Below are 18,997 nucleotides of genomic sequence, written 5' to 3'. Positions count from 1 at the left end.
CAAATAATGAAAATTAAGGGATTGGAATCACTGCGCCTTGGTATTTATCTCTAATAAATTGTTTAACTTTATCGTCCCGCAACAACTTATAGAGTTTCTGCACTCTGGGGTCGGTTTCTTTCCCTTTTAATGTTGTGACAGTCACCGCATAAATTGGGTCTTTAGCAGTCTCTAAAGCTAAAGCATCTTTATCGGTTTTTAATCCAGCTTGCACAATCCAATTACCTGTAACTCCGGCTAAGTCTACATCAGGAAGACTCGGAATTGCTTGCGCTCCTGGTATTTCTTTAATTTGGATGTTTTTGGGGTTAGCAATAATATCTTTAGGACTCGCCGGACGAACATTTTCTTTAAGTTTGATTAAGCCTGATGATTCCAAGACTTTTAAAGCCCGATGAGCATTGCTAGGATCATCAGGAATTGTCACCAGAGCTTTGTTAGGTACGTCATCAAGGGACTTATATTTTTTAGAAAAGAGTCCCACCGGATTTAAATGAATTTGTGGCGTAAAAGCATACATTTCAAAGTTATGTTTCTTGCCATAGTCCTCCATAAAAGGAATATGCTGGAAATAATTGGCATCAATCACACCATCTTTCAAAGCAGTGTTATTCTGCACAAAGTCATTGAATGTAACTATTTCGATATCTAGTCCCGCTTCTGGTGCTAAATTCTTTTTGACAAATTCTAAAATTTCACCTGCTGGTACTGGTGTGACACCAACTTTGATTTTTTCTTTGGCTGGAGTTGTGGTTGTATTGGCTGCTGTGGTGGCTGAAGGATTCACATTATTCACAGCCGAATTATTTTGCGGTGAACTACAACTAGCAAAGACTGTAGAAGCTGCAAATGATGTGATAGCAATTAAAAAGAATCGGCGGTTAATGTTAGTAGGTAATTTCATAGTTGTAATTACGAGTTAATTTGACTGTAAGAACTCAGCACCCAGGAATCAAAAGTCAGATATTGATCAGGAATGTAGCCTGATTTATATATATTATTCAGATTCTTTAAATATTCTGGCTTCTGACTCCTGAATTCTTAAGTTTGATTTACCATTTTTGGTCAGGAATCCAGTTGTAGTTTTTATCTTTGACATCTATTTTTTTCGGAATGATTTTGAGTTCATAAAATGTATCTGCCATACGTTGCAGACCACTTAAAACTTCATCTGTGACTGGTAATACTTCCCGTTGACCACCCCGTTCTTCTACTGTTTCCATTGTTTTTAGGTCAATTTTGTACAGTTTAGAAAGCAGTTTGGCAGAATCTTTGTAGTTTTCTCTCGACCAAGTACCAGCTTTTTCTAGCTCTTGTAAAACTATCTTGAGAACGTCGGGATGATCGCGGACAAAATCTGGAGCAGCATAATAAAAACTAGGGCTTTCGAGTGCTGCTTTATCTCCAAAGACGGCGCTATTATCTGCCAGTAAGCGAGTGCGGAGTTTACGTTCAGCTTCAGCTGTGTAAGGGTCCCAAATTAACCACGCATCAATATCACCACGTTCAAATGCTGGTAAGGCTTCGGCTGGGGTTAGATAAAGAGGTTTAATATCAGTAAATTTCAACCCAACTTTTTCTAAAGCACGCACAATAATGTAGTGCTGACCAGAACCTTTGGCAAACGCAACTTTCTTACCTTTTAAATCAGTAAGTGTTTTGATTGGAGAATTTTCTTGAACTAAAATAGCGGAACCTCTGGTGCTACCTGTACCGGCTGCGACTCTAACAAAGGGTTTATCACCGGCTTGAGCAAAGACGCTTCCTGTGCCACCACCACCACCAAATACAATTGCACCTGCTCCCATCCCATCTAAAAGCGGTGCTGTAGAGGAAAATTCATTCCACGTTACAGATATCCCCAAGGGTTGTAATCGCTTTTCTAAACTTCCTTGGGCTTTGATAATATTCAACAACGCCATCCCTTTTTGATGACCCATTTTCAGCACTGTGAGCTTGGGTGCTTGGGCTTTTTGGGTAGATGTATCAGCTGAATTACTGGGGGCGCAAGATGCGATCGCTAAACTCAATCCTATACCCACCACAAACAATACAACAAAAGTCTTAATTCTTTGATTCTGAAATAATCCCCACTTTCTGAAAAAACTTAACAATTTATTTAGTATTTGCCCTATCATAAATTAACCCTCCTTTGTGTCACATTATTCCAATGCAAATCTTGGGGTTTTTGCAAGTATTCCGAACTAATATTAGGCATAGAAAAATGTCTTTTCTCTATGCCAAAAATATCGTTAAAGCTGGTTGAAACCTGTCTGCAAATTAGTTCTATTAGAAAGGATATAATATATAGCAATCCTAAATGATACATGAGAGTTCAATAAGCCTCAAATGCTTATAAAACAAGGATTTTTGTCTACGTATTTTCTCACAATTGGGGTAGGATTGCTATATCTACTCTCTAAACAATTGTTGTGTTCGTTGCGACTAAATTTAAAAGCTTAACATATTAAATTTAAATCCTTAAATTTAAATCCAAATTTTTCTGTCATTAAACAAAGAAAAGATTACTAATTATGGAAATAATTAGTAATACTTAAAGACGTTATGAATACAGCTTCAATAAATCATAAAGTAGTTTTATACTACTTTTGATTTAATATTTATTAATCATTAACACTCACAAGTTTGGGTAGCTTAGATACAGGTATATCTAAGAAATAAGCAAGTACCTCTCGCCGCCAAGTGTCATAAAGTACTGGCAAATTATCAATTTCAACTCCAATGCCTTTTTGACTTAATTGCCAATGATTGCGAAGATAAGGATTCCGCCGACGTTGACCTTCTTCATCAGCTTCTAAAACTTGGGCAATTAAATCTTCTTTCTCTGCTTGTGAAGCCTGATCAAATTTACGTTGCCACCAATCAACCACACCTAAACGATGAACTGCTTCATCTGGTAAGATTTTTTCTGCTGCATATTTGGCAGAGTCTGGGTCATTGATTTTGCTAGTACGGCTATTGATAAATAACAAAGCCACAATATGCAGTTCATAATGTAATTCAAATGCTAAAAAGCCTTGCCAATTACGAATGGGTAAATCACCCATATAATCCCAATGTTTCTGCACTTGTTTTTGGATATCTTCAATGGGGTCATGTCCAGATATTGCTTGCGCTCTTAAACGGGTGTTTTGAGCGTGTGCGCCATCATCTCCTATTTGTCTGCTCAAAAATAACTGTAATTCTGGGTCTGGAATTTGGTCAATTATCTTAGCGCAGACTTGCACAATAAATAAATCATGGGCTGCACCAGCTACACGAAAACGATAAAAATTCTCTCTTTCTTCATCAGTTTCCGGTGGTCTTGGTTCAACTAATCGCTTTTTGGGAATGTGCGGTGCGTGTTTATCAACTAATTTATCAAAGATTTCCAGTTCTAAATCTGTAGTCCAAGCTGGACGAGTTAAGATTGCAGTCATAAAGTTACCTTTGGGTAATAAGGATTAGGAAAAGATGTTTGGATTCAATCTAAAATTCTTAATACCAATTCACTAAAATTACGAAACAGATGTCAATCCCCAAAGCCTTGATTAATCAGGCTTTGTTAATTGCGAATTGAGAATTGCGAATTGGTATTAGCCCCTATTTTGGCGTTGGCGATCGCTTCACTTTCTTCTGTTAATGCTCTTACTCTTGGTATAATCTCCGCAGCAAAACGCTCCATTTCTGTCGTAAAAGGTTGGAATTGCAGCATAAAAGTATCAATTCCTACTTTGGTAAATTCAGCAATACGCTGGGCTACAGTTTCATAACTCCCAACCAAACCAGCCGCAGTCCCGCCATTGCTCCCCACACCTGGGTATTTCGCCATGTTTTTAAACATAACCACTTCGGAATCTACGCCTTTGAGTAGTTCTGTGCGATCGTCCTGGGCGAGTACCATTGCTCTTAAGTTCTGATACTCTGCTTCGGCTTCTGCATCTGTCGGTCGAGCAATGACAAAGGCTGACATTGCAAAGCCTATAGGTTGAGAGCGAGAGTGAGTTTTTTGCCGCACTTGAGCAATTGTTTCGCGGATAACTTCAATCGGACGACCATTGAGAAAGAATGTGTGCGCTTGTTTTGCGGCTAGTTCTTGCGCTGGTTCTGACTCTCCCCCGACATACACACGCGGATGGGGTTTAGCAATAGGTGGGGGATTTAGCTTTAAATCATTGATGTGAAAATAGTCGCCGTGGAAGTTGACTGTTTCTCCACTCCACAAAGCTTTGACAACTCTTATCCATTCATCAGAATAGCGATAACGTTCGTCGTGAGACAAAAAATTGATCCCTGGTTTTTCCATTTCTGGCCTAAACCAAGCACTCACTAAGTTAATGGCAAAACGTCCTTGGCTAATTGCATCAATCCCTAAAGCCATCTTGGCTAAGACGGCGGGATGAAATAGTAATGGCTTAACAGCTGCAATAATCTCAATAGAACTTGTAGCTTCTGCAAGGGCGGCGGCTGCTGTCCAGGTTTCTAATTGGTCAAGTTGTTGGTTCCTGGGATTGATGATATGTTGCGCTATTAAAGTTGTGGTAAATCCACACCTTTGGGCCAACCGAATTAAACTCTTAGCTCGTGAGTAACTAGCATCACGAGGTTCAAGAGGATGGTTCATCACGCCGCAGTTGCCGTAAACGGGAATCCATATCCCATAGCGTGGTTCAGACATAGTTTTCTAGAACCTTTGTAGTCGGCACTAAAACTAAAGTTTTGTACCCAGATATCCTACGGTAAATCGGTAGATTTATAGTAGTATACTATGAGGTTTGCATATATGAGCATAAAAAACAAGGGGATATTGAGATTTTTATCTCCTAGGGCTTATGTACAAAAGTTGTCTGTTGAGGTTGGTTCAGGTTGGGTTTCAGGGTGTAGAGGAATAGTAGTTCACTAACCCAAAATTGCTGTGTAGACCTAGCTCTTGTGCAGGAGGCAGGGCGAAGATTTAGACCATACATTCACCCTGATTCAAACCCTTGATTTTGCTGATTAATATCTCAGCCTTATTTCTGTTGTGTTTGTTGAATTTGGAGGTAAAGATGTCAGAACCACGTTATGGTATTTGGTCGCCTGTTGGCGGTAACTTTGGCCCTCTCAACGCACCAGAGGAACCGATAGATGCTAGTTATGAGCGCACGCGATCGCTAGTATTAGAAGCAGAACGTTTAGGATATGTCACAACCTTAGTAGCCCAGCACATTGCCAACCCCCGCAGTTTAGATTTAGAACAGTTAGAAACTTGGACAGCTTGTGCAGCCTTAGCAGAAGCCACAGAAACTATAGAAATTATCGCCGCCATTAAACCTTTATTATTTCACCCAGCCGTCTTAGCCAAGATGGCTTTAGGTATTGATGCCATTAGTCAGGGACGTTTTGCCATTAACTTAATTAGTGCTTGGTTCCGTCCAGAAATGGAACGGACGAATATTCCCTTCCCCCCCCACGATGAACGTTATCGCTATTCAGGAGAATGGTTGCAAGTAGTCAGAGCCTTATGGAGTGGTGAGAAAGTAAACTTTGAAGGTGAATATTTCAAAATTCAAGATTTAAGTTTTCGACCCTTCCCTGTTGCTCAACCTTATCCACGGATTTATCTTGGCGGCGCATCAGAACCAGCGCAGATATTAGCAGCGCAACAAGCTGATGTTTACTTTATCAACGGTCAACCGATTGAAGATGTCCGCAAAGTAATTCAACAAGTTATCAGTCGTCCCCGTTCCTTACCCCAACCAGTGCGTTTTGGTTTGTCAGCCTTTGTGATTGCGCGTCCCACCGACGAAGAAGCACAAGCAGAACTAGAACGCCTCATGGCACTACAAAAGCTAGAAGAACAATATAAATTAAGCGTGGCCAAAGGCGTTGACAAAGAAGCCGTTATGTTTCAACTCTTTGCCAAAAATCCTGCTGTTGGCGGGAATGGTGGCACAGCCGCAGGTTTAGTTGGCAGTTATGATACAGTTGCCACTCGCGTTGCAGCTTTTGTGGATGCCGGGATCGATACTTTCATGCTGCAATTTAATCCCTTTGTCCGAGAGATGACACGCTTTGCCGAAGAAATCATGCCGCGTGTGCGACACTTGCAGAAAGTTGCTTAGGAATTTCTCAGCAGGCAACAGTAACAAAATTAACTTGTGTTACTTAATGTTTGACAAACTAACAGTTAGGGTATCATACTATCTGTAATTCGTTTTACATACTCTTAGGACTTACGCAAAAACTCTCTCTAACTCTTATAACTTCGTGTCCTACCCTTCGGGAAGCCGCTATCGCGTCTATGCGTCCTTTGCGGTTCGTTTCTTCATACTTTTGCGTAAGTCCTGACTCTTTGTGTATATTATGCAGACTCTATCTTCTGCATAATTAGTCCGACAAAACCTCACCCATTGATCACAAACAAATCAGCGACTACCGCTAAGGCAATACCAAAAAGGAGAAAAAAATTGCTCACAGAAAATGAACTACAACTAAATGCTGACGTGCTGGTGATTGGTGGTGGCCCTGCCGCAGCATGGGCAGCATGGTCAGCAGCATCTCAAGGTGTCAAAGTCATCATTGTTGATAAAGGTTTTCTGGGTACGAGTGGTGCTGCTGCTGCAAGTGGTAATGGCATCATGGCTCCTTCTCCAGAGAACTGGGAAAAAGTTGTCTCAGAGCGTTATCGTGCAGGAAAATACTTAGCTAACTTGCGTTGGATAGAGCGTGTAGTTGAAAAAACTTGGCTGAGTTTGCCTTTATTAGAAGATTGGGGTTATCGTTTCCCGAAAGAAAATGGGGAATCTGTGCGTCAGAGTTACTATGGCCCGGAATATATGCGGGTAATGCGAAAAAACCTGCTACGTTCTGGGGTGCAGATTCTCGACCAAAGTCCGGCTTTAGAGCTTTTAGTCGCTGAAGATGGTTCTGTGGCTGGGGCAAGGGGCGTACAAAGGCAACATCATCGTTTTTATACAGTTCGTGCTGGTGCAGTAGTATTGGCAAATGGTGGCTGTGCATTCTTAAGTAAAGCATTAGGTTGCAACACTAACACAGGTGATGGAATGCTAATGGCGGTAGAAGCTGGCGGCGAACTCTCTAGTATGGAAGCTTCTAATCACTATGCAATCTCCACTGCTTTTAATGCCACAGTGACGCGGGGTGTTCCCTTTGGGTGGGCAAGTTATAGCGATGAAGAGGGTAATGACCTTGGTGGCTATGTTAATGGTCGTCGTGATCCTAGCTTCTTACCAAATGCTTTGATGAAAGGGTCTGTTTATGCTCGTTTAGATAGAGCTACACCAGAAGTTAAAGCCGTGATTGAAAAGTCCCATTTCATTGCTTTTCTACCTTATAAAAAAGCTGGGATTGATCCCTATACAGAAAGAGTACCTGTGACATTAATTTTAGAAGGGACAGTCCGGGGTACAGGTGGTATTCGGATTATCGATGATAGTTGCGCGACAAAAGTACCTGGACTGTATGCGGCTGGGGATGCGGCATCACGAGAATTTTTAGCTGGTTTAGCTTCTGGCGGTGGTGGCCCTAATGCGGCTTGGGCAATCTCTACAGGGCAGTGGGCAGGAGAAGGGGCGGCTAAGTTTGCCAAGAGTTTGGGCGCACATACAGATGAAAGAACTGTACGTGCAGCTGGTCAGGTGGCAATGCGATCGCCCTCCACGTCTTCTGATACTTTTGATCATGAGGCGATCGTGCGTGGTGTGCAAGCCCAGATGTTCCCATTAGAGAAAAACTACTTGCGTTCGGAACAGAAACTTCTAGACTCTCTCGCCAAATTAGAAACACTGTGGCAACAAGTACAAGGGAATCCCAAACAAGATAGTGTCCGCGATATTGAATTTTCTCGGCGTGCAGTTGCTTTGACTGCCGTCGCCAGATGGGCTTATTTTAGTGCTTTACATCGTACAGAAACCCGCAGCGAACATATCCGCATAGATCATCCCCAAACTGATCCCAACCAGCGATATTACCAAGCCACAGGCGGTTTAGATAAGCTGTGGGTGAGACGCGATTGGATTACGGATGCTTCCATTACATCACCAGTAGAAACCACTCAAGCCACACCCGTTGTATCAAAGTTATAGCCAGAATAAAATTATGATTGAGCTTGTCAGCCATAAACTCTGTATTAATTGCAATCTTTGTGTTCAAGTTTGTCCGACTAATGTCTTTGATGCAGTTCCCAACCAACCACCTGTAATTGCTCGTAAAGAAGACTGTCAAACTTGTTTTATGTGTGAAGCTTATTGTCCTGCGGATGCGCTTTATGTTGCACCCCAGTCTCATACAGAGATTGCAGTTAATGAGGATGATTTGATTGAAAGTGGCATTATGGGTGAATATCGCCGGATATTAGGTTGGGGATATGGCAGAAAAAATAATAGTGAATTAGATACGGCGCATAAATTACGCCAATTACCGCGCCCATATCAAAGTTAATCAAATTTTCTGGGGAAACTGGGTGAAAGGGTTTAGCCTGGATTTCTCTCTTGTGAGAAATCCAGGGGTGTGGGAGGATGGTGAAGAAATCTTTCCCCCCACACCCCCCACTCCCCTACCCATACGTGAGAAATTCGGGTTAGGTATGCAAAACCCTCTCACCCCTACACCCAATCCTCAGATATGTAAAAGTTTCAAAATTTCACTCTGTTTTAGATATACATAGCAAAGTAATCGTTGTAGATTTCTGTATTCGTCATGACAGTTAGTTCTATTTGTTTTTGTTCTGCATCTGTAACAGAGGTTGTAACTGTATCCACGCTTTCTTGAGGAATAAAGTCACCACAGTATTGATTTGCAGGTACAGCTGCATTCATTTTTTGGGGATAACTCAATTTCAGATTATTCATGATAGTGATGAATTGGCTGCGGTTGCGATCTCTAAATCTGGCGTTGAGGCGTTTTTCTTCACCAATTGTCGAAACTGTGCGTCCTTTGTAGTCGTGGGCTGGATATACCAAGGTATCATCGGGCAAGGTGAACAGGCGTTGTGTTACCGCATCATATAAAGTGCCTGGATCACCTTCTTGAAAATCTGTGCGTCCACAACCCCGAATCAATAAAGCATCACCAGTTAACAGGTGAGTTTTGTTGACTAAATATGCGATGTGGCTGGCAGTGTGTCCTGGCGTAAAAATTGCTTCAATGATTACTGAGCCAATTTCGAGAATTTCACCACCCACAAGGGAGCGATCGGCTTTTGTCACCGCCGGATTTTGCGGCACAATTACCTGACAAGCAGTTTTGCGCCGGAGTTGACCTGCCCCGGTAATATGGTCAGCATGAAGGTGAGTTTCTAGGCAATAACGTAGTTTTAATCCCAATTCTTCTAAGGATTGCAAATCGCGGTCAACTTGTTCTAATACAGGATCAACTAATACTGCATCTCCGGTTTGTTGATCAGCAATTAAATAAGTATAGGTGCTGCTTTCTGGGTCAAAAAATTGCCGAAATAAAAAGTTTGATGGGGATGAATTGGGATCGCTGGCTTGGCTATTGGATAACGGCATTGTCGGAATTGAACGCACCCGCACTGGTAATGAATCCAATAATGTTTTTGCTAGTTTCTGTGCCTGTACCCGTAATTCTGGAACCGCGATTGTTTCCCATAAGTCGCCTTTGCGCGGAGTTCCCAAGGTATAAAGTAAATTGGAAACAGAATTATCGGCGGTGTATAAAGCACCATCTGTATTTGTATCTAACCCTAAACCAATGCTATTGGGACGGACTAATTTTTGCGATCGCAAATTATCAATTAGCGGATGAGGCGAGTGGCGATAATCTGCGGCTACCCCTGTGCAGTTCACCACCCGATTCACCTGTAAAACGATGTTATTCTGGGTTTTGCGCTCAGATATGGTGACTGCTACACCTTTGGATAATGGTTGATATTCTTGAATTCGTCCGGCGGCAATGATTAATTGACCAGAATCCACCATTTCTTTAATCACATCTGCGACTTTTTGGGCAATCCGGTGACGATGGACATCCCAATAAGGTGTAATATGACGCAAAAAACGCTGCTTTTCTAAAGTTGGTAGTTTTTGCCAGATTTGTTGTGTCAGAGGGCGCAGAGAATCAATCACAGCCCGCCAGTCGTAACCTTGGGCTGTGGCATGTTTGACCTCTTGTCGTAGTCGTCGTACCCAACCTCGTGCTGTATTGGGTGCAGTTTCGAGAGTTAACCAAGCTGGATAAGGTTGAGAGGCTTGATGTTGTTGGGGGAATAATCCCCGACGCGACACAGCATAAATTTTGCCTTGATGCTGGCGATCGTGCAGAGATAACACCATATCCACCATTGTTAGCCCAGTACCAACCAGCAACACAGAAGCATCAGGATCAAGTCCTGCTAGGGCATCGGCTGACCAAGCATTCCGCCGATGACTTTCGTTGTTAGTATTGGGATGATCACTGGCTGGAGGTGTAAAAGGCGAGTTTCCTAAAGCCAAAACTACTTTATCTGCATAAAAACAGCGGCCGCTACGTAAAGCAACAATTGTTCCCTTGTCTTCTGGTTCAATTCCGACAACTTCATCTGTTAAGCGTTCGAGATGTACGTCATTAGGTGCAGTTGCTTCGGCTTCTGCCAAAATTGATTGAATATATAAACCATAAACTTTACGCGGAATAAAACTACTAGGATTAACTTCTTCGGTAAAAAATGGTTCTAACTCGTTTTGGTTGTAATACAACCACCGCAGCAGATGTCCTGGATCATGAGCAAATGCACTCATATTTCCTGCGGACACATTCAGCAAATGACAGTTGGTATCTGTGCTGTAGGCAATGCCTTTACCAATTTGATGGCTACGCTCAATCAGCTTGATAATGAGGGGCTGGCTGGCAGTTTTCATCAGATGCGTAGCCACTAGAGAACCACTAAAGCCTCCGCCAACAATAACTATCGTGGTTGGAGTGTGGGTAGTTAAAGAATTAGGCTGCATAGTAGTCTCGTATCAATAGTTACAGAGAGTTGATCAAGTCTGTTTACTAGGGATAAATCTATTTCCAGCCCAGCCAACAAAATTCAGACTTGATCTCATATAAAGTTTCATAATACTCTGAATTCAGTCCAAAAATACATTTTATCGGTAGAAAAACCGTATTTGTAAAATTACACAGCTAATATCAATACATCACAAATGAGTCAGGTAGCCACCATCAACGGCTAAAACTTGGCCTGTGATATATGACGCGGCTGGAGAAGCGAGGAAGACAACAGCACCTGCAATTTCTAGCCCTAAGCCTTGTCCTGCTCCAGTTACTAAAGCAATTTTTTGGACTAAAGTAAACTCTGATCAAGTCACAATAACTGCTGCTAATAATAAAAATGCCCTTACTCAAGGGCAACAGGTTACGCATTTAGGAAAGAAGAACGCTGACGATCAAATCTAAATTTTGGATTTATAACAGTTTTGATACTCCTTATTGTATATCGGAATATCGTAGTTTGCAAGTGAGAGTTTGGCAGAAATAGGATTTACGCTTCGGTTATACCATTTTGGATTTTAGATTTTGGATTGGGAAATTGCTTACTGGTGAGCTTTTCAGTAACCCATTTGTCGCAATCATTTTTCCAATTGGTATTAGTTCTGAGAAATCGACTGGTTAAAATCGCTGACCGATACCCAGATGCACTTTACTTTCGCCTTGGTTGTTAATGCCGTAGTCAGCACGAATTAACCCCAGTGGGGAATCTAAGCGCACACCTGCACCGTAGCCAAACCCGTAACCGGGTTTATCACGCGCACCCGCCGGGTCTCCTAAAACGGTGCTACCAGAACCTAAATCTGAGCCGAAGTCGGCAAATAACACGCCCCCAACTATGGGTAGAATGGGGAAGCGGTATTCTGCGGAAGCTAAAACGTAACTGCGTCCACTGCCAACTTTACCTGCATCGTAACCGCGCACAGAGTTGGAACCACCCAAATTAAAGGCTTCGTAAGGTGGTAAATCGCCAATGACTGTCCCTGCTTGGACATTTAAAGCGAATACTTGCGTTTGTTTACTGTCGAATACTTTGACTGGTACATATTGACTGAAATTGGCGGTGACGCGGTTGAGGGAGATATTTCCTTGACCGATGGGTATAGATTGTTCTGTACTTAATTTGAGTAAGGAACCTTGAGTGGGGTTGAGTGGGTTATTGCGTTTGTCTTTAGCGGCGGTGAAAGAGACGGTCGTTAAGTCATCAATACCTGTACCACTGGCAGATAAGGGATTTCCTTGGGCATCGGTTGAATTAATATTACCTTGGCGATCGCGGATTGTTGTTCTTGTATAATTCAATCCTAAAGACGCATCCCAACCATCAATCGGTCTTTGCAAGCTGACACTCCCGCCAATTTGCCCTTCTCGCACTTTATCACCGTTAGCTAATTTAATGGTGTCATCAAAGGTGTCGGAAAGTTCTTGGCGACGGAACCCGTTAACGGTGTAGCCTAAACTGTCAGGATTGTTAGGACGATAAGGATTAATTAATTTCCCGTCAAATTGCAAATCACGACTACTAACACCTACATTCAAATTTAAAATATTGTTCTTTCCGGCAACGTTTTGGTCTTGATAATTAACAGTGCCTATAATGCCTTGATTAGCGTTATAACTTCCGCCTAAATTAATGGCCCGTGCGCCATTTTCTTTGAGTTCATACACTAAATCTAATTTATTAGCATCGCCTTCTAAAGCCACATTCACACTAGCAAATAAGCCTGTGCGATATAATTGCTGAATATCTTGCTGGACTAACTTTTCTTGAAATATTTGCCCAGTTTGTAGTTTAATTTGCTGCCGTAAAAACTCTGGTTTAGTCCTTCCGGTGACGGGATTACCTTTACTATCAACAGTTTGACCTTCATCGTTGACAAATCGGAATTTAATATCACCTACTAAACCTTCGGCGACGTTGATGTTAAGTATTCCCTCCCGGCTGGGTTTAATTGATAGGACTCGCGCCAAGTTATAACCGTTGTCGCTGTACCATTTATTGACCTGTTGCACGGCTTTTTGCAATCCGGTGGGACTGATGGCGCTATTGAATTGCGGTTGAAATTGTTCCAGGGCTACTTGATAAGTTAGTACCTTTGCACCAGAAAGTTGCAGCGATCGCACTATTACTGGTTGCACTTGATAAGTTACACTCAACCCTGCGGCTGTGCTGCGGCTATTAACATTGGCGGTGGTAAATAAACCAGTCTCTAAAATTGCGGCGACATCTTTTTGTAGCTGGTTTTGGCTGGTGTCTCCCCCAGGCTGGGTTTTTATCACGCGGCGGACAATTTCTTGCAATTCGGGAGTTGCGCCTACTATCTGTACATCTATTGCTGTAACAACTAAATTATTATCTGTTGGTAAAGTAGTCTTACTTTGATTAACTGGAGTGAGTACTACAGGAGATTTTTTGTTAATAACTGTGGATTTTTGGGTAAATTGCGGCGTAACCACAGTTTCCGGCGCTGAAATGGCTTCGGTACGGAGGGGAGTTTCTTCAATTACCGGAACTATGACATCTTTTTTAGTTTCTTTGGCTGGGGTAGTTGTTACAGCTAGTGCTTGTTGAGTGACATTACTAGCCGCTAAAGTAGCTAAAGTTAAAATTGCAGTTTTAGAAATTTGCATAACAAATAATTACTAATTCGTAATTCGTAATTGAAGTATGCAAGCCTACGCTACCACTGTGTTGATTGGGTTTACCCAAAACCACATCAGTTCCCTCAATTTATTGACGGAAGTAATAAGCTTCAAACCCCTAGCTAACTTCTATGGGTTATACCAATTCTCCGTGAAGATGCACTTAATTTTTTTACGAACCGCCAAGAACGCCAAGAGCGCCAAGGAAGACAAAAATAATTATTTAGTGCAAGCTGACAGAGATTTGGTGTTAATTACGAATTATCAATTACAAGTTATTTTGACAGTTAATCTTGATGTTTTGTTTCTTATGAGTCATTCACCATCTGCAAGTTCTCGGTTACGCTTACTATTTTTAAGTAACGGTCATGGCGAAGATATCATCGCAGTCCGCATTGTGCAAGCATTCCAGCAACTATCAAACCCACCAGAGATGTTTGCTTTACCGTTGGTGGGTGAAGGACATGCTTATCAAAATTTGGGTATTCCTTTGATTGGTGCAGTACAAACAATGCCTTCTGGTGGTTTTATATATATGGATAACCGCCAACTGATGCGGGATGTGCGCGGCGGTTTAGTACAGTTGACTCTCAGCCAAATTCAAGCAATGCGGCGGTGGGTGAGTTCGCAACCAAAATCAGGTAAACAAGCAGCAATTTTAGCGGTGGGAGATATTGTCCCGTTATTGTTTGCTTATTTTAGTGGCGCGAATTATGCTTTTGTCGGCACAGCAAAATCTGAGTATTATGTGCAGGATGAAACAGGATTGTTACCACGCTCATCTAAATCTGCACGTTGGGAAAATTTTTCTGGTTCAATTTACCATCCTTGGGAACGTTGGTTAATGAGTCGTCGCCGTTGTCGGGCGGTGTTTCCCAGAGATAGTTTGACTACGGAAATTTTAAAACAATGGCCGATTCCCGCCGTTGATGTGGGGAATCCGATGATGGATAACTTGGAACCGAGTTTTCCCATGCAACGATTTTACACTGCTGATATCCAACAACAAGAATTAGCCAGACCATTGGTTGTGACGCTGCTTCCGGGTTCTCGCCCACCAGAAGCTTATCAAAATTGGCAATTAATTATGGAGGCTGTATCTGCACTGCTGGCTAGTTTTCAAGAACGAGATGCAGCAGGGCATACTTCTGGTAATGTAGTGTTTTTAGCAGCGATCGCACCCAGTCTGGATACCAGTCAACTTACCTCTAACTTACAAATTCAAGGTTGGCGACCCCACACAACATCACCAATTTCTCTCCCGGATACCAATACTTTAATTTATCAGCAACGCCATGCTTATTTGCTAATCTCTCAACAAGCTTATAACGATTGTATACATTTGGGAGATGTGGCGATCGCTATGGCGGGGACTGCTACAGAACAATTTGTTGGTCTAGGCAAGCCTGCGATCGCAATTCCCGGTCAAGGGCCACAATATAATTATGCCTTTGCTGAAGCCCAAAGCCGTCTTTTAGGATCTTCTTTGATTTTAATTGAGAAACCATCCCAAGCAGCGAAGGTGTTGCGATCGCTGCTACAACATCCTGACAGGTTACAAATCATCGCCGAAAATGGTTTGCGGCGAATGGGTCAACCAGGCGCAGCTAGACGAATTGCTGATTGTTTAGCCGAAAGATTAGTTTTAAAAAGCAAAAAGTAAAAAGGTAAAAGATTCTCTTGTTTGAGAGTAAAGTGCTGATTTTTGAGCATCAATAATCTAGTAACTACAGCTATAACCTTTGCCTTTTGCCTTTTAACTTTTAACTTCTCTATGCAACTAACCCAGAACGTAAAGCACGCACGGCGGCTTGAGTACGGTCATCAGCGCAGAGTTTGTTTAAGATGTTGCGGACGTGGGTTTTAACTGTACCAACTGTAATGTAAAGTTTTTCGGCAATTTGACCGTTACTGCAACCAGCAACAATTAATTCTAGAATTTCTAATTCTCGTTGGGTGAGGGGATAGGTTTCTAGAACTTGTTCGTATTCTGTGGCTAAGGCTTCAATTTTTACGGTCTTGGGCTGATCACCCTTTTGGTTTTCCCCTGGTATGCCTTGGCGCATCTTACGTAATACTACATTAGCGATCGCCGGATCAATCCAAGAGTTCCCACTGTAAGTTGCTTGGATGGCTTCTGTTAACTTGCTAATACTAGTTTCTTTCATGTAGTAAGAGTCTGCACCAGCCGCAAACGCCGCCAATACTGCATCCTCTGTATGATCCATTGTCAAAATCAGGATTTTGGTAGCTGTTTGTCCAGTCTCAGCTTGATAACGTCTATATTTACGGGTGAGTTCAATCCCATCCATATCAGGTAAGCCAATGTCTACCACTGCGACATCTGGCTTTGCCGTTTCTAACAGTTTCATTCCTTGGGTAGCGTTAGCAGCTTCTCCAATTACTTTCAACCCGCTTTGCGACTGTAATGCAGCCTTCAGCCCCATTCTAGTTAAATCGTGATCCTCAATTAAAATAATGCTGATTTCGTTCATCACTAAACTCACTCTTCTATATATTCGCGTCTGTTCAACTGCGCTTTTGTCAATCACTTAATCTAAGTTTTTCCAAACCAAAGATAGATGATATGGCAATGCTCTTGCATCCACCGATAGAAGTATGATTTTCCCAGTTTTTCAAATGGATAGATACAAATATCTAGCCAGAGATGTATGGATATTCTACAACCAAATATGAAATATTTATCTCAATTTATCGTCTTTAACAACCTTTCGTAATATTTAGCGAAATAATTGATATATGACTCATATTTGATTTGGGAAAAAAATCAGTACACCCAGTTCAGCCTTCTTTCCTACTCCCTACTCCCTGCCTAAACAACTAGATTCAGGAGTCAAACCCTATTCCTATAGTTGTTGTCGAGACCTTGTATACCAAGTCTTGAGATCATTTTTAGAGTTCAGTTTCGCCTAGAATTGCTAGAGCCATCCTCCATGATTTATCAACATCTCACTCTCTTAATTTCCCAAATCCTGATATAGCTGTAACCCACCCTACTGAATATTTACTTTTAAACAGCCTTTGAATCAACAATAGTATGAATTAGCAGGCCATTGGCCAAGATGGAGGTAAGACAGTCGAACGGCTCAAGCTGATGAAGCAAAATATTTGTTTACAACTCTCACTAATGGCTGAGGACAGGCATTAACAGGCTCATTTACAATGATAGTGAGCTTAAATCATGCTTTTTTGCTTATAGATTATTAAGTTATTAATTACTAATCATAAAGATAGTGTAATTAATTAATTATTAATAATCAAGTTTATTTTCATAAGTGATTTAACTCATAATTACAAAAGTTGAGTTGTTGCCGAAAAACATGCTGGAAAGAGTGATTAATATATTACTAGTGGAGGATGATGAAGTTGATGTCATGAATGTCAAGCGTGCCTTTAAAAAAGTTAATATTACTAATCCACTGTATCTAGCAAGTAATGGCTTAGAAGCTCTCGAAATGTTGCGGAACGAGTATGGTCAAAACCCAAGTGTACCAACAGAGCGTCGCTTGATTTTATTAGATTTAAATATGCCAAAAATGAGTGGCATCGAATTTCTGCAAGAATTACGTTCTGATCCAAAATTATGTACCACGCCTGTAGTAGTGATGACTACCTCAAATCAGGATCAAGATAGGGTACAAGCCTACAACTTAAACGTTGCTGGCTATATCCTCAAACCACTCACATTCAATAAGTTTGTCGAGACAATGGCTACCTTGAATAAATACTGGGTACTGTGCGAAATACCTTAAACAACTAAAACCTGATAGGGAATATGTATAATTTAGATTTTCTTTAAACAAAGACTAATAATCAGAGTCAAGATAATTACCGAATTGAGATATTATTTTGTTAATCAATATAATAATGTCCACTAAAGATGTTTCTTTAATTCGTATATCCAAACCTGTAACTCAAATCTCAAACTTTTTATTTGGATAGACAGAAAATAAAAATGATAGACATTAAACCGCATTGGACAGCGAAAATAAAAACAAATGGAAGAAACGCTGAGAATTTTGGTTGTAGACGATGATGAAGTAGACCGGATGGCAGTACGCCGTGCCTTGATGCAAGCAGGTGTCAAAATGGAACTGTCAGAGGCTGGTAATGGCCATGAAGCACTGTTAGCGTTGGCGAGTATCACCTTTGATTGTGTTTTCCTAGATTATCGCTTGCCAGATCAAGATGGTTTAACACTGATTCATCGGGTACAAGCATCAGAAATCAAAGTTCCTTTAGTGGTTTTGACAGCACAAGGTGATGAACAAATTGCAGTCGAGTTGATGAAAGCTGGTGCGACAGATTATCTGGCAAAATCACGGGTATCTTCAGAAATCTTGGCACAAATTTTACGCAATGCTATGCGAGTATATCGTGCTGAAATGCAAGCAAATTTAGCACTACAACAGTTAAAAGAAAGTAACGAACAACTCATCCGCAAAAATCAAGAACTCGAAAGACAAAGACAACAAATTCAAATCCAAAATTTAAAATTAATCGAAGCATCACGGTTAAAAACCCAGTTTTTAGCTACAATGTCTCATGAATTACGGACACCAATGAATGCAATTATTGGGTTTTCGCAAATTTTATTGCGACCAAAATTCGGGCAATTATCGCCTCAACAAACCGATATGGTCGAGCGCATTCTGAATAATGGCAAGCATTTATTAATGTTATTAAATGAAGTTCTAGATTTTTCTAAATTAGAAGCAGGTAGACTGGAACTAAAAGCCGAATTATTTGATGTAACGACAGTGATCAATAGCACTGTCAAAGAAATGCAATCTCTAGCAGAAGCGAAAAAATTAGATTTGCAAGTCGAGATAGATTTAGAAAATCCTTGGGTATTTAATGACTCGGTACGTGTGCGGCAAATTTTAGTAAATTTGCTGTCAAATGCAATTAAGTTTACCGAAACAGGTTCTATCTGGTTAGAAATTGAAGAACTGCCAGAAAATCGCATAGCGATCGCAGTTCGTGATACAGGTATTGGGATCGCTCCCAAAGATTTTCAGCATATTTTTGAAGCCTTTCGCCAAGTTGATCAAAGCCTCACACGGAAATATCCAGGTACAGGCTTGGGTTTGGCAATTGTCGATTCCTTGGTGCGAATGATGAATGGCCAAATCTTGATCGAGAGTCAATTGGGAATCGGTTCGATGTTTAAAGTCGAGTTACCCCGACAAATATTAGCCAAAGAGATAGCCGGAAAAATCCCGGCTTTAAATGTTGATGGTGAACATATTTTTTTCTCGGCGCATAATCCCCATAAGTCTTCTCCCCCATCTCGTCGTTCATCGATGAGGTATCCCAACCTCAAACTATAAATCCCTAG

Annotated in this window: 14 protein-coding genes; 6 read left to right on the top strand and 8 right to left on the bottom strand. The window is 41.4% G+C overall.

All coding sequences use genetic code 11. The features are described from left to right. Positions 1-13 precede the first annotated feature (13 nt). The 4 genes from H6G28_RS05435 to H6G28_RS05420 all read right to left on the bottom strand — a co-directional run bounded on the left by H6G28_RS05435 (position 14) and on the right by H6G28_RS05420 (position 4,678). Positions 14-904, bottom strand: coding sequence for a MetQ/NlpA family ABC transporter substrate-binding protein (locus tag H6G28_RS05435; protein WP_190669463.1), 891 nt, complete (start codon positions 902-904; stop codon positions 14-16). 148 nt (positions 905-1,052) lie between these two features. Further along, entirely contained in the window at positions 1,053-2,138 is a 1,086-nt protein-coding gene (locus H6G28_RS05430; RefSeq protein ID WP_190669461.1) for an aliphatic sulfonate ABC transporter substrate-binding protein, read from the bottom strand. A gap of 486 nt (positions 2,139-2,624) precedes the next feature. Then, on the bottom strand, positions 2,625-3,440 hold the full coding sequence (locus H6G28_RS05425; protein ID WP_190669459.1) for a hypothetical protein: 816 nt from the start codon (positions 3,438-3,440) through the stop codon (positions 2,625-2,627). A 125-nt stretch (positions 3,441-3,565) separates the two neighbouring features. Beyond that, positions 3,566-4,678, bottom strand: coding sequence for an LLM class flavin-dependent oxidoreductase (locus H6G28_RS05420; protein ID WP_190669457.1), 1,113 nt, complete (start codon positions 4,676-4,678; stop codon positions 3,566-3,568). Between the two features lie 370 nt (positions 4,679-5,048). Here H6G28_RS05420 and H6G28_RS05415 point away from each other — a divergent pair, with 370 nt between their 5' ends. The 3 genes from H6G28_RS05415 to H6G28_RS05405 all read left to right on the top strand — a co-directional run bounded on the left by H6G28_RS05415 (position 5,049) and on the right by H6G28_RS05405 (position 8,442). After that, the gene (locus H6G28_RS05415; protein ID WP_190589599.1) at positions 5,049-6,104 is read left to right on the top strand and encodes an LLM class flavin-dependent oxidoreductase; all 1,056 of its coding nucleotides are present in this window, start codon (positions 5,049-5,051) and stop codon (positions 6,102-6,104) included. Between the two features lie 345 nt (positions 6,105-6,449). After that, complete coding sequence (locus H6G28_RS05410) at positions 6,450-8,087, top strand: FAD-dependent oxidoreductase (protein WP_242054453.1); 1,638 nt, start codon at positions 6,450-6,452, stop codon at positions 8,085-8,087. A 13-nt stretch (positions 8,088-8,100) separates the two neighbouring features. Then, a complete protein-coding gene (locus H6G28_RS05405) occupies positions 8,101-8,442 on the top strand; it encodes a 4Fe-4S binding protein (RefSeq protein ID WP_190669454.1) in 342 nt (113 codons plus the stop codon). A 212-nt stretch (positions 8,443-8,654) separates the two neighbouring features. Here H6G28_RS05405 and H6G28_RS05400 read toward each other — a convergent pair whose 3' ends face one another. The 3 genes from H6G28_RS05400 to H6G28_RS05390 form a co-directional block, all read right to left on the bottom strand. Then, the gene (locus tag H6G28_RS05400; RefSeq protein WP_190669453.1) at positions 8,655-10,949 is read right to left on the bottom strand and encodes an FAD/NAD(P)-binding protein; all 2,295 of its coding nucleotides are present in this window, start codon (positions 10,947-10,949) and stop codon (positions 8,655-8,657) included. Positions 10,950-11,141: 192 nt separating this feature from the next. After that, on the bottom strand, positions 11,142-11,237 hold the full coding sequence (locus H6G28_RS36720) for an SDR family oxidoreductase (protein WP_313933917.1): 96 nt from the start codon (positions 11,235-11,237) through the stop codon (positions 11,142-11,144). Between the two features lie 376 nt (positions 11,238-11,613). Then, the gene (locus tag H6G28_RS05390) at positions 11,614-13,623 is read right to left on the bottom strand and encodes a BamA/OMP85 family outer membrane protein (protein ID WP_190669451.1); all 2,010 of its coding nucleotides are present in this window, start codon (positions 13,621-13,623) and stop codon (positions 11,614-11,616) included. 322 nt (positions 13,624-13,945) lie between these two features. Here H6G28_RS05390 and H6G28_RS05385 point away from each other — a divergent pair, with 322 nt between their 5' ends. Further along, positions 13,946-15,298, top strand: coding sequence for a lipid-A-disaccharide synthase-related protein (locus H6G28_RS05385; protein ID WP_190669738.1), 1,353 nt, complete (start codon positions 13,946-13,948; stop codon positions 15,296-15,298). 109 nt (positions 15,299-15,407) lie between these two features. Here H6G28_RS05385 and H6G28_RS05380 read toward each other — a convergent pair whose 3' ends face one another. Further along, the gene (locus tag H6G28_RS05380) at positions 15,408-16,130 is read right to left on the bottom strand and encodes a response regulator transcription factor (protein WP_190589603.1); all 723 of its coding nucleotides are present in this window, start codon (positions 16,128-16,130) and stop codon (positions 15,408-15,410) included. Between the two features lie 846 nt (positions 16,131-16,976). Here H6G28_RS05380 and H6G28_RS05375 point away from each other — a divergent pair. Together H6G28_RS05375 and H6G28_RS05370 are read left to right on the top strand one after the other, a co-directional pair. Beyond that, the gene (locus H6G28_RS05375) at positions 16,977-17,408 is read left to right on the top strand and encodes a response regulator (RefSeq protein WP_190669449.1); all 432 of its coding nucleotides are present in this window, start codon (positions 16,977-16,979) and stop codon (positions 17,406-17,408) included. 246 nt (positions 17,409-17,654) lie between these two features. Beyond that, positions 17,655-18,989 (top strand): ATP-binding response regulator, encoded by a 1,335-nt coding sequence (locus H6G28_RS05370; RefSeq protein WP_190669448.1) that lies wholly within the window; start codon positions 17,655-17,657, stop codon positions 18,987-18,989. Positions 18,990-18,997 lie beyond the last annotated feature (8 nt).

Origin of the sequence: Nostoc sp. FACHB-190, assembly GCF_014696905.1 — a bacterium.
In the GTDB taxonomy this organism is placed as follows: Bacteria; Cyanobacteriota; Cyanobacteriia; order Cyanobacteriales; family Nostocaceae; genus Nostoc_B.
The sequence above is the reverse complement of the archived record's forward strand: the minus strand, read 5'-3'. Positions and strand labels throughout refer to the sequence as shown.